The sequence below is a fragment of the Phenylobacterium sp. genome, from assembly GCF_030679875.1.
In the GTDB taxonomy this organism is placed as follows: domain Bacteria; phylum Pseudomonadota; class Alphaproteobacteria; order Caulobacterales; family Caulobacteraceae; genus Phenylobacterium.
This window is the reverse complement of the sequence record NZ_JAUXSP010000011.1, coordinates 26003-37515: the sequence shown is the minus strand read 5'-3', so window position 1 is coordinate 37515 and position 11513 is coordinate 26003. Positions and strand designations below refer to the sequence as shown.

Below are 11513 nucleotides of genomic sequence, written 5' to 3'. Positions count from 1 at the left end.
CCCGCGGCTCGGCTTTCTGAGCGCAGAGGTCGCGACAAGACGGCCAAGCCCCCGAGGACACCAGGACCCCCATGACCGAGACCGCCGCCAAACCCTGGCCCGTCATGTCGATCGACGAGGCCCACGCCCGGCTGACGGCGCCCGGCGAACGCTTCGAGCTTTCCGAGGCGGTGATCGACGGGATTCCGACCAAGGTCTGGAAGAACGCCCCGCCCACCTTGCGCGACGTGCTGCTGAACGGCCGGGCCTTTGGCGATCGCGAGTTCCTGGTCCATGAGGACGAGCGCGCCACCTTCGAGGCCTTCACCCGGGCGGTCATCACCCTCGCACACCAGCTGCAGGCCGACGGGGTGAAGCCCGGCGACCGGGTGGCGCTGGTCATGCGTAACCTGCCTGAATGGCCGGTGGTGTTTTTCGCCGGCGCCCTTGTCGGGGCCATCGTCACCCCGCTGAACGCCTGGTGGACGGGCGCCGAGCTGGAGTTCGGCCTGGCCGATTCCGGCGCCAAGGTCGCCCTGGTGGATGACGAGCGGCTAGACCGCATCCTTGAACACCTGGACGCCTGTCCCGACCTGGCTCGCATCTATGTCACCCGGGCCGGGGCCCTGCCCGCCGATCCGCGCCTGGCCAGGCTGGAGGACGTGATCGGGCCGGTGAACAGCTGGGGGACCCTCGCCGACCGGCCGCTGCCGGAGGTGGCCCTGGGGCCCGACGACGCCGCGACGATCTTCTACACCTCCGGCACCACCGGAAAACCCAAGGGCGCCCTGGGGACCCATCGCAACCTGACGGCCAACATCCTGGCCAGCGCCTGCGCCGGCGCCCGGGGCTTCCTGCGCCGAGGCGAGCCGATCCCCGAGCAGGATCCGCACAAGCTGCCCCAGCGGGCCTATCTGCTGGTGGTCCCCCTGTTCCATGTCACCGGCTGCAACGCGACCCTGTCGCCAGCCATCAATTCGGGCTCCAAGCTCGTCCTGATGCGCAAGTGGGAGCCGGTGGAGGCCATGGGCCTGATCGAGCGCGAGCGCGTCACCAACACCGGCGGCGTTCCGACCATCGCCTGGCAGCTGATCGAGCATCCGGCCCGCAAGGACTTCGACCTGTCCTCGCTCACCACCGTGGCCTATGGCGGCGCGCCCTCGGCGCCGGACCTGGTGCGAAAGATCGTCGAGACCTTCCCAGGCTCGGCCCCATCCAATGGCTGGGGCATGACCGAAACCTCGGCCACCTGCACCACCAATATCGGCCGCGACTATGAGCACCGCCCCGACTCCTGCGGCGTGGCCCCGCCGCCCTGCGAGCTGAAGATCGTCGATCCCGCCGACGGGGTCACCGAGCTGCCTGTGGGCCGGGTGGGCGAGCTGTGGGCCAAGGGCCCCAACATCGTCAAAGGCTACTGGAACCGCCCCGAGGCGACCGCCGAGACCTTCGTGGACGGCTGGGTGCGCACCGGTGATCTGGCCCGCCTGGACGAGGAGGGATTCTGCTTCATCGTCGACCGGGCCAAGGACATGCTGATCCGCGGCGGCGAGAATATCTACTGCGTGGAGGTCGAGAATGTTCTCTACGACCATCCCGATGTGATGGACGCCGCGCTCATCGGCCTGCCCCACCGGACACTGGGCGAAGAGCCCGCCGCCGTGGTCCATCTGAAGCCCGGCGGCCAGGCCACCGAGGACGAGCTGCGCGCCTTTGTCCGAGCCCGCCTGGCCAGCTTCAAGGTCCCGGTGAAGGTCGCCTTCTGGCCCGAGACCTTGCCGCGCAACGCCAATGGCAAGATCCTCAAGCCCGAGCTGAAAGCCGCCTTTGCGGCCGAAGTCGAGGTCTGAACACCTTGGAGGGGGGCCCCAGGGCGCCTAAATGGCCAGCAGAGGCCCTGATCGGCCGACGAGAGCGCATATGACCACGACTCCGGACACCCAAGCCGCCGCCGCTGAGCGGGCGGTCAGCCCTATCGAGGAGATTATCGAGGAGGCCCGCAATGGCCGACCCTACATCCTCGTGGACGCCGAAGACCGGGAGAATGAGGGGGATGTGATCATCCCCGCCCAGTTCGCCACGCCGGCCCAGATCAACTTCATGGCCCGATACGCCCGGGGGCTGATCTGCCTGTCCATCACCGCCGAGCGGGCCCGGACCCTGCGCCTGCCGCCGATGACCGCCGACAACGGGTCTGGTCACGGCACGGCGTTCACGGTTTCGGTGGAGGCCCGGGAAGGGGTGACCACCGGCATCTCCGCCCATGACCGGGCCCACACCATCGCCGTGGCGGTGGACCCCACCAAGGGCCCTGACGACATCGTCTCGCCCGGCCACGTCTTTCCTCTGGTGGCCCGGCCCGGCGGCGTGCTGGTCCGCGCCGGCCACACCGAGGCCGCTGTCGACATCTCCCGCCTGGCGGGCCTCAACCCGGCCGGCGTCATCTGCGAGATCATGCGCGATGACGGGACCATGGCCCGCCTGCCCGACCTGATCGATTTCGCCCGCCTGCATGGGCTGAAGATCGGGACCATCGCCGACCTGATCGCCTACCGCCGCCGCACCGAGCGTCAGGTGGAGCGGGTGCTGGAGACCCCCTTCGAGAGCGCCTATGGCGCCTTCCGGATGGTGATCTATCGCAACATCCTCGACCACACCGAGCACGTGGCGCTCACCCGCGGCCGCGGCGCCCAGGACAAGCCGACCCTGGTGCGCATGCACAGGGTCGATTTCGCCGCCGACCTGCTGGGCGCCGCGGGGCCGCGGCGCGACCACGTCCCCCGGGCGCTGAAGGCCCTGGCGGAGCACGATGGCGCCGGCGTCGCGGTCTTCATCCGCGACTCCAATCCCGCCTGGCTTTCAGAACGCTATGGTCAGGATGGCGCCCTCGCCGCCCCGGCCAATATCCTGCGGGACTATGGGGTGGGCGCTCAGATCCTCCTGGACCTGGGCGTGCGCGACCTGGTGCTGCTCAGCAACGCCGACACCGTGCTGCCGGGCTCAGCCGGCTATGGCCTGAAGATCGTCGGCCGCCAGCCGCTGGGCTGACGGCCTGACCAGGGCGACCTGGCCTTAGGCGATCGGGGTGGCTGGGGGTTCGCCATAGACCAGCTTGGCGCCCTTGAAGGACCGGGTTTCCGGCGCGGGCAGGCCATTGGCCTTGATCATGGCCATCAGCTCGTCCTTGCGGGCCTGCATCCGCTCGGCCAGGTCCACCAGGTCGACATCGGTGCGCCGGCACTGGGCGAACATGCCCTCAGACGGGCGCTCCTCCTCCTTGACGTGGTGCTCGATCTCTTCGGACAGCACCGAAACCTTGGCGTCATAGAAGGGGTCGTCGGGGGAGCCGGCCATCAGTTCGGCGATCAGCACCTTGGCGCCGTCGTGCTCCACATATCCCTCGTCCAGGATGTCGTCTTCAATCTTGCCCCGGAAGGTGGGGTAGAAGATCTCTTCCTCTATCAGGCTGTGCACGGTCAGCTCGGTGCAGATCTTCGCGACGATCTTAGCCTTGCGGTCCTTGGCTGTGGCCTTTTCGAACTGTTCGAACAGGTCCTCCACCTCCCGGTGGTCGTCCTTCAGCAGCTTGATGGCGTCAATCTTGGCCATGGGTGTCTCCCGTTGTCTGGCGTGTTCGCCGTCAAACGCCGCCACTGGGGATTTGGATGCGCCGCCGCCTCCGGCGCAGCTGTGAATTGCCAAGGCCCCCGGTTTTCCGCCAATCTAGGCCCCACCGGCGCGGATTTTCACGCTGGCCAGACCAACCCGCTCACGCGACGGCGCCGCCGTCCGACCGTTGATTTCAAGCTGTTCCATTTCCCGAGTGCACCCCATGACCCAGATCGTCGTTCCGCGGCAGTTCCGCGGCCCCCCCGTCACCGCCAATGGCGGCTATATCTGCGGCCTGCTGGCCAAGGCCGTCGGCGGCAAGGGCAGCGCCATGCTGCGGGCCGGCGTGCCCCTCGACACCCCGGTGGAGCTGGTCACGGGTGAGGATGGCGCGGTCTCGGCCCTCGGCGCCGAGGGTCAGGTCCTGGGCGTGGCCAAGCCGGCCCGCGACGATCAGATTCCGCCCCCGCCCCCCTCGCCCGGCGTTGGAGTGGCCCGGGCGGCGGCGGCGGCCTCGCCCTTCGCCACCCGCTCCCTGCACCGGGGCTGCTTTTCCTGCTGCATCGAGCGCGAGGCCGGCGAAGGCCTGGGGGTTCATGTCGGTCAGGTTCCCGGCGCCGAAGCGGGCGTCTGCGCTGGCCTGTGGGTTCCGCACGCCAATTTCGCCGCGGCCGACGGGACCATGCCCGACGAAATCACCTGGGGCGCCCTCGACTGCTCGGGCTCCATGGCCTGGTGGATCAAGACCGGATCGCCCGTCGGCCTCCTGGGCACGATGTCCGGAGAGGTGCTCAAGGCGCCCAAGGCCGGAGAGACCTATGTGATTGTCGCCTCGGCAGGAGAGTCTGAAGGCCGGAAGTTCTTCGCCGGCGTCGCCCTCTATGACGCCGACGGAGACGTCGTCGCCAGGAGCGGCCAGATCTGGATCGGCCGTCCCGTCGGCGCCCCGGCCCCCGCCCCGCTGGCGCCCGCAGCCAGCGCCTGAGGACGTCTGGGTCATCACGCTCTCGGGAAAGGCCCCGGGCGGGCATTTGCTTTCCCGTGGAACGGGCCTATACGGAATATTGACAACCGCCCGGCCGAAAGGCCGGGCGCCGTCGTTTCTGGAGTACGGCCATGACCGACATTTTGATGCCCAAGGCGACCGCCGTCTGGCTGGTCGACAACACCTCTCTGACCTTTGACCAGATCGCGGACTTCTGCGGCCTGCACCCCCTTGAGGTGCGCGGCATCGCCGATGGCGAAGTGGCGCGCGACATTCGCGGCGCCGACCCGATCGGCAACGGCCAGCTGTCCCGCGAAGAGCTGGACGCCGCCCAGGCCAACGGGGCCTATCGGATGAAGGCTCAGAAGAGCCGCCACGCCGAGCTGCTCAAGCCGACCAAGAAGGCGCCGCGCTACACCCCGGTGTCCCGTCGGCAGGACCGCCCCGACGCCATCGCCTGGTTCCTGCGAAACCACCCCGAGGTGCCGGACGCGCAAATCTCCCGCATCCTGGGCACCACCAAGGCGACCATCGACCAGATCCGTAATCGCACCCACTGGAACTCGGCCAATATCAAGCCTGTGGACCCGGTGACGCTCGGCCTGTCGACTCAGATGGAGCTGGACGCCGTGGTGCGCAAAGCCGCCGACAAGAAGGCCAAGGACGACGCCAAGGCCGGCATCGTTGATCCCGACGGCCCCTCCCTTCGTCCGGCCTCAGAGACCGGCGCGGTCCCTGAAGAGGTTGAGCGGGACTGATTTCGGTCCGCCCGACCCTCGAAAATGCAAAAGGCCCGCGCAATGCGCGGGCCTTTTTCCGTTCTGGAGGATCAATGGGCCTTGCGCTGCAAGGTCTGCATCTCTTCCTTCAGCTTGAGCTTTCGTCGCTTGAGTTCCTGTAGGCGAAGGTCGTCTCCCGCGGGGCTTCGCACTTCATCCTGGATCGCCTTGTCCAGGGTTTGATGGCGAGATCCAAGCTCACGGATGCGGGCTTCAACGGCCATAGGTACGCCTCCTTCAAGGTTTTTCGACACGGCATCTGATCACCCCTTCGCGGGGGTGTCAGATCAAATATGATTGCGCAGGGTTGAGTTCGGATTAGGGCCGGCTTTTTTGGCGCAGGGTGAGACGGTATGTCGCAAATCGGTCCAACCGCCGTTCAGGGCGCCCGGTCTCGCCTGGCCGTGGGGATCGCCGGGGCCAGCGGCGTGGCCTATGGCTTGCGCGCCCTGGCCGCCTGTCGCGACCTGGGCGTGGAGAGTCATCTGATCATGAGCCGGGCCGCGGCCCTGACCCTGGCCCAGGAGACCGAGCTGTCCCTGACCGAGGTCCAGGCCATGGCCGATGTGGCCTACCGGCCCGGCGACGTGGGCGCGGCCATCGCCTCCGGCTCCTATCCGATGCTTGGCATGCTGATCGCGCCCTGTTCGGTGCGGACGATGAGCGAAATCGCCACCGGGGTGACCTCCTCCCTGATGACCCGGGCCGCCGACGTCGCCCTGAAGGAGCGCCGCCCCCTGGTGCTGATGGTGCGGGAGACCCCCCTGCACCTGGGCCACCTGCGGACCATGGTGAAGCTGGCCGAGATGGGCGCAGTGATCGCCCCGCCCCTGCCGGCCTTCTACGCCAAGCCCGTCAGCCTGGAGGAAATGGTCGACCAGTCGGTAGGCCGGGCGCTGGATCTGTTCGGCCTGTCCTGGTCGAGGGTGAAGCGCTGGGGCCAGGACATGGCCATGCCGCCCCTGGCGGATGGCTGAATCGTGGACCTCTGGTCCTGGGCTGTGGCGGCCTATGGGCGTCCAGGCGTCGCCGAGGCGGCTCTGGCCCTGCAGGATGACCATGGGCAATGCGTGCCCCTGCTGCTGTGGGCGGCCTTCGCACGGCCCCTCGAGCCTGGGGTAATCGCAGAGGCCGCTGATCTGGCCAGGGCCTGGGAGGCCAGCGCCATCCTGCCCCTGCGTTCGGCCCGCCGGGGCCTGAAGACAGACCTGCCCGGCGTCGAGGCCGGCGCGCGGGAAGCCTTGCGGGTCCAGGTGAAGACGGCAGAACTTGAGTCGGAACGGCTGCTTCTGGTGGCTCTGTCGGCCTGCGGCGGGCCAGGAGGCGCCGGTCTTGACGCGGCGCTCACCGCCGCCGTGGCCGCCTGGGGCAGGCCGGCGGACGTCACAGCCCTCACCAAATTGTCCGCAGCCCTAAGCGGGTCTTTACCCGATCCTGGCAAACCAGGATGATGATGAGGCGAAGACACAACGCCATGGCGGGGGGGGCATGAACGATCTGGGGCCCGATCCGGAGGCGCAGCTGCGCGAGCGACTGGCTGCGGCCCGGCAGGAACACGCCGATCTGGACGTCGCCGTCCACGCGATCAGCGCCATGCCGACCCCGAGCCTTGGGGTTCTTGGGCGTTTCAAGCGCCGAAAGCTGGTCCTGAAGGACGAGATCGCCGCCCTGGAAGATCAGATCACCCCGGACATCATCGCCTGAGATCATCCCCTGGGACGCCTTGAGGCGTCAGTCGATGACTTTGAAGCGCCCCTTGTCGAAAAACCTGAGCACCTGTTCCAGCTCGTGGCCCCGGCGCAGGACCATGCCCCCGTGGCCGATCACCGCCCAGGCGCCCTGGCGCCGCGCCAGGGACGGCCGCTTCTCGATCCGGTAGAGGGGCGCCTCTGCGGCGCGGCGGAAGACCGAAAAGGCGCAGGCCTCGGTCCCTGGCTCGATGGAATAGTCCCGCCACTCGCCAGCCGCGACCATCCGGCCATAGAGGTTCAGCAGCCGCTGGAATTCCTGGCGATGAAAGAAGACCGGACCAGCCCTGCGGCCGCTGGCGGCGGAATCATTGGCGGACGGATCAGTAGCCATTGCAGCCGAGGGTGACTCAATATCGGGCTAAAATCGAGCCGCCATCGCACGGCGGGCGAAAAGCCTCACGCCGTGAAAAGACCTTATTTCGGTCCCGACCCCGCCTGTTTGGTCGACAATAAATGCATTGTCGGTTGATCGGGACACCTCGCGGTTCCGGACCCTGAACAGCCCCCCCAGCCCCCCTGGGACCCGGGAGCTCGATCAGCCGGCGTCTATCCCCTTCCCCTAAGAAGGCCCGTGCGGAGTAGCCCCCCTCCCCCGCACGGGCTTTTTTGCGCCTGGGCGCCAGCCAGCCGGCCGGCCCAGGCGCGATCTATCGCTGTGCGGAAGATCTAGCGCGATGCGGTCTGAGGCTTGGCGAGCTGCGTCGTCTTGGGTTTGGCCGCCAGGATGCGCCCACCTTCCGGAGTCTGGACGATCAGCAGGGTCTCAAGGCCCTCTTCCTTGGCTTCGGGCGCTGCATAGGCGGTGGGGCGACCCCGCCATTGGCCCAGGCGAACGATCTCCCGGACAACATTGCGTTGCTCCAGGGTCTGGCCGCGGTTTTCCCCCCTGCGCACCACCACTTCCTGCGGCTTCGGATCATAGCGGATCAGCCAGACCTCGGCCCCGCCCCTGGGGACAGGTCCAGAGCCGACGTCCACCCGGCGCGGGCCGATGAACTGGATGTCCGGCGCCGGCGCCTGGCTGCGGGCGGCGGCGTCCAGCAGGGTCTCGACCTTTTCAGGCTCGACGGCGGAGACTTCGCTGGCCCCATTGATCACCAGCTGAGGGGTGTAGGGCTCGCGCAGGGACAGGGGCGCCAGATAGGCCTTCTGCCGCTCGGCGAACTCCGGCAGGGCGAAGGTGTCTTCCCAGCCCAGATAGTCCCAGTAATCGACGGCGAAGGTCAGGGCCACGACCCCTGGCCGGTCGGCCAGGCCGTTGACGAAGGTGTTCGCCTCCGCGCAGGCCGCACAGCCCTGGGCGGTATAGAACTCCACCACCACGGGGGGCTTGGCCGCGGCGGCGACAGCGGGAACCGCCAGGAGACACAGGCTAGCGAGCAGGGCTCTGATCATGGGCGGGCAATAAAGCCGAGTTGTCGCGCCAGCGCGTTTCAACAAGGTGTGAGCAGAGGTCGACATTGGGTTCGACGTCTCAAAAAAGCAGTCCCTCATAAAACGGCGAAGGGGGCCGCGGCGACCCGCGACCCCCTCCTCTTGCCGTCCGTGCGATCAGTCTCAGGCGTCTTGCGAGGCCAGGTTCCGTAGCACGTAGTTCAGGACGCCGCCGTTCTTGAAATACTCAAGCTCGGTAGGCGTATCGATCCGGCAGCGAACCGGGAAGCGGGCCACGCGGCCGTCGCCGGCGCGGTAGAGCTCGACGGTCAGCTGCTTGCGGGGCGACAGGTCCTGCAGGCCACGGATCGAGACGATCTCCTCGCCGGTCAGGGCGAGCTTCTGCCAGCCTTCCTGGGTGAACTGCAGGGGCAGAACGCCCATGCCCACCAGGTTGGAGCGGTGGATCCGCTCGAAGCTTTCGGCGATCACCGCGCGCACGCCCAGGAGCTTGGTGCCCTTGGCCGCCCAGTCGCGGGAGGAGCCGGTGCCGTATTCCTTGCCGGCGAAGACCACCAGCGGGCGGCCCTCGGCCTGGTAGCGCATGGCCGCGTCATAGATCGACATCACGTCGCCGGTGGGGAAGTGCTTGGTCACCCCGCCTTCGATCTCCGGGGTCAGCTTGTTGCGGATCCGGATGTTGGCGAAGGTGCCGCGCATCATGACCTCATGGTTCCCGCGGCGGGCGCCGTAGGAGTTGAAGTCGGTCTGCGGCACCTGGCGCTCGCGCAGGTATTCGCCGGCCGGGGAGGTCAGCTTGATCGAACCGGCGGGGCTGATGTGGTCGGTGGTGATCGAGTCGCCGAACACGCCGAGGACACGGGCCTCGATGATGTCGGTGATCGCCTCGGGCTCCATGCTCATCCCCTCGAAATAGGGCGGGTTCTGAACATAGGTGGAGCTGATGTCCCAGGCGTAGGTCTGGCCGCCGGCCACCTTGATGCCCTGCCAGGCCTTGTCGCCCTTGAAGACGTCGGCGTAGCGGGTGGCGAACATCTTGTCGGTGACATGCTTGCGCTGAAGGACGGCGATCTCTTCGTTGGTCGGCCAGATGTCCTTCAGATAGACCGGCTGGCCGTCCTTGCCTTCACCGAGCGGCTCGGTGGTCAGGTCGATCTGCATCGAGCCGGCCAGGGCGTAGGCGACCACCAGGGGCGGCGAGGCCAGATAGTTGGCTCGCACGTCGGGGTTCACCCGGCCTTCGAAGTTGCGGTTGCCCGACAGCACCGAGCAGGCCACCAGGTCGCCCTGCTGGACGGCCTCGGAGATGGCCTCCGGCAGTGGGCCGGAATTGCCGATGCAGGTGGTGCAGCCATAGCCCACCAGGTTGAAGCCGAGCGCGTCCAGGGACTTGGTCAGGCCCGCGCTCTTCAGATAGTCGGTGACCACCTGCGAGCCGGGCGCCAGCGAAGTCTTCACCCACGGCTTGACCTTCAGGCCCTTTTCGATGGCCTTCTTGGCCACCAGGCCCGCGGCGATCAGCACGCTGGGGTTGGAGGTGTTGGTGCACGAGGTGATGGCGGCGATGACCACGTCGCCGTGGCCCACGTCGAACTTCTCACCGGCCACCGGGACCCGCTGGGAGATGGAGTCGGCCTTACCGAAATCCTTGGCCAGGGCTTCCTTGAAGTCGGACGCCGCGCTGGTCAGCAGCACCCGGTCCTGGGGACGCTTGGGGCCGGCCAGGGACGGCACGACGCTGGAGAGGTCGAGCTCGAGGGTGTCGGTGAACACCGGATCGGCCTCATCGCCCTCGCGCCACATGCCCTGCACCTTGGCGTAGGCTTCCACCAGGGCGACGCGGTCTGCGTCGCGGCCGGTGGCGGCCAGGTAGTCGATGGTCGCCCGGGTGATCGGGAAGAAGCCGCAGGTGGCGCCGTACTCCGGGGCCATGTTGGCGATGGTCGCCTGGTCTTCCAGGGTCATCTTGGCCAGGCCAGGGCCGAAGAACTCGACGAACTTGCCGACGACGCCCTTCTTGCGGAGCATCTGGGTGACGGTCAGCACCAGGTCGGTGGCGGTCGCGCCCTCGGGCATGGCGCCGGTCAGCTTGAAGCCGATGACCTCGGGGATCAGCATCGGGATCGGCTGGCCGAGCATGGCGGCCTCGGCCTCGATGCCGCCCACGCCCCAGCCGAGAACCGACAGGCCGTTGATCATGGTGGTGTGGGAGTCGGTGCCGACGACGGTGTCGGGATAGGCCAGCGTTCCGCCGTCCACATCATTGGTCCAGACGGTCTGGGCCAGATATTCCAGGTTCACCTGGTGGCAGATGCCGGTGCCGGGGGGCACCACGCGGAAGTTGTTGAAGGCCGACGAGCCCCAGCGCAGGAAGCGGTAGCGCTCGATATTGCGCTCATATTCCCGCTCGACATTCTCGCCGAAGGCCTTGGCGTTGCCGAAATAGTCGACCATCACCGAGTGGTCGATGACCAGGTCCACCGGGTTCAGCGGATTGATCTTCTCGGGATTGGCGCCGAGCTTGGTCATGGCGTCGCGCATGGCGGCCAGGTCGACCACGGCGGGCACGCCGGTGAAGTCCTGCATCAGCACCCGGGCCGGGCGGAAGCTGATCTCGTGCTCCTTGGCGCCGCGGTTTTCGATCCAGGCGGCGACGGCCTTCAGGTCAGCCTCGCCCACCGAAACCCCGTCCTCGTTACGCAGGAGGTTCTCGAGCAGAACCTTCATCGAAACGGGCAGGCTGGAAATTCCGTTCAGGCCAGCGTCTTCCGCAGCGGCCAGGCTGTAGTAGACGTAAGTCTTGTCGCCCACCGTCAATTCGCGGCGGGTCTTCAGGGTGTCGATCGACGCCATCCTAAAGGATCCTCTCTCTGTTCAAGGCCGTTCATCTACCGCCCCCGGGATCGCGCGCTCAAAGAGACGGACACACAGCGTCCGACCCCGCGCCGCGTACGCCCCCTCGGGTGGCGACGGCCGCGGCTGTCATAGACCCGGCCGCGGGACTCGTCCATGCGA

The 11513-nt window shown here is 67.6% G+C and carries 12 protein-coding genes; 7 read left to right on the top strand and 5 right to left on the bottom strand.

The features are described from left to right. Positions 1–71 precede the first annotated feature (71 nt). Together Q8K84_RS06740 and ribB are read left to right on the top strand one after the other, a co-directional pair. On the top strand, positions 72–1829 hold the full coding sequence (locus tag Q8K84_RS06740; RefSeq protein ID WP_305281848.1) for a class I adenylate-forming enzyme family protein: 1758 nt from the start codon (positions 72–74) through the stop codon (positions 1827–1829). Positions 1830–1899: 70 nt separating this feature from the next. Next, a complete protein-coding gene (gene ribB / locus Q8K84_RS06735; protein WP_305281847.1) occupies positions 1900–3027 on the top strand; it encodes a 3,4-dihydroxy-2-butanone-4-phosphate synthase in 1128 nt (375 codons plus the stop codon). A 24-nt stretch (positions 3028–3051) separates the two neighbouring features. On the opposite strand, the gene Q8K84_RS06730 is transcribed toward ribB, so the two are convergent. Beyond that, complete coding sequence (locus Q8K84_RS06730; protein WP_305281846.1) at positions 3052–3588, bottom strand: hemerythrin domain-containing protein; 537 nt, start codon at positions 3586–3588, stop codon at positions 3052–3054. Between the two features lie 223 nt (positions 3589–3811). On the opposite strand from Q8K84_RS06730, the gene Q8K84_RS06725 reads away from it, so the two are divergent. Together Q8K84_RS06725 and Q8K84_RS06720 are read left to right on the top strand one after the other, a co-directional pair. After that, positions 3812–4573: a hypothetical protein gene (locus Q8K84_RS06725; RefSeq protein ID WP_305281845.1), complete on the top strand. Its 762-nt coding sequence runs from the start codon at positions 3812–3814 to the stop codon at positions 4571–4573. Between the two features lie 131 nt (positions 4574–4704). Beyond that, positions 4705–5331 (top strand): DUF1013 domain-containing protein, encoded by a 627-nt coding sequence (locus tag Q8K84_RS06720; RefSeq protein WP_305281844.1) that lies wholly within the window; start codon positions 4705–4707, stop codon positions 5329–5331. A gap of 71 nt (positions 5332–5402) precedes the next feature. On the opposite strand, the gene Q8K84_RS06715 is transcribed toward Q8K84_RS06720, so the two are convergent. Next, complete coding sequence (locus tag Q8K84_RS06715; RefSeq protein WP_304756507.1) at positions 5403–5576, bottom strand: YdcH family protein; 174 nt, start codon at positions 5574–5576, stop codon at positions 5403–5405. 129 nt (positions 5577–5705) lie between these two features. Here Q8K84_RS06715 and Q8K84_RS06710 point away from each other — a divergent pair, with 129 nt between their 5' ends. From Q8K84_RS06710 to Q8K84_RS06700, 3 genes are read left to right on the top strand one after another with little or no spacing between them, the layout of a single operon-like run. Further along, positions 5706–6329: a UbiX family flavin prenyltransferase gene (locus Q8K84_RS06710; protein WP_305281843.1), complete on the top strand. Its 624-nt coding sequence runs from the start codon at positions 5706–5708 to the stop codon at positions 6327–6329. Positions 6330–6332: 3 nt separating this feature from the next. After that, the gene (locus tag Q8K84_RS06705; protein ID WP_305281842.1) at positions 6333–6803 is read left to right on the top strand and encodes a TIGR02444 family protein; all 471 of its coding nucleotides are present in this window, start codon (positions 6333–6335) and stop codon (positions 6801–6803) included. Positions 6804–6840: 37 nt separating this feature from the next. Then, entirely contained in the window at positions 6841–7056 is a 216-nt protein-coding gene (locus tag Q8K84_RS06700; RefSeq protein WP_305281841.1) for a YdcH family protein, read from the top strand. A 27-nt stretch (positions 7057–7083) separates the two neighbouring features. On the opposite strand, the gene Q8K84_RS06695 is transcribed toward Q8K84_RS06700, so the two are convergent. The 3 genes from Q8K84_RS06695 to acnA all read right to left on the bottom strand — a co-directional run bounded on the left by Q8K84_RS06695 (position 7084) and on the right by acnA (position 11351). Then, a complete protein-coding gene (locus Q8K84_RS06695) occupies positions 7084–7434 on the bottom strand; it encodes a DUF2794 domain-containing protein (protein WP_305281840.1) in 351 nt (116 codons plus the stop codon). A gap of 335 nt (positions 7435–7769) precedes the next feature. Then, positions 7770–8498, bottom strand: coding sequence for a thioredoxin family protein (locus Q8K84_RS06690; RefSeq protein WP_305281839.1), 729 nt, complete (start codon positions 8496–8498; stop codon positions 7770–7772). 162 nt (positions 8499–8660) lie between these two features. After that, positions 8661–11351 carry an aconitate hydratase AcnA gene (gene acnA / locus Q8K84_RS06685; protein WP_305281838.1) on the bottom strand — a complete coding sequence of 897 codons (2691 nt, stop codon included), beginning with the start codon at positions 11349–11351 and terminating at the stop codon, positions 8661–8663. Between the last annotated feature and the right edge of the window lie 162 nt (positions 11352–11513).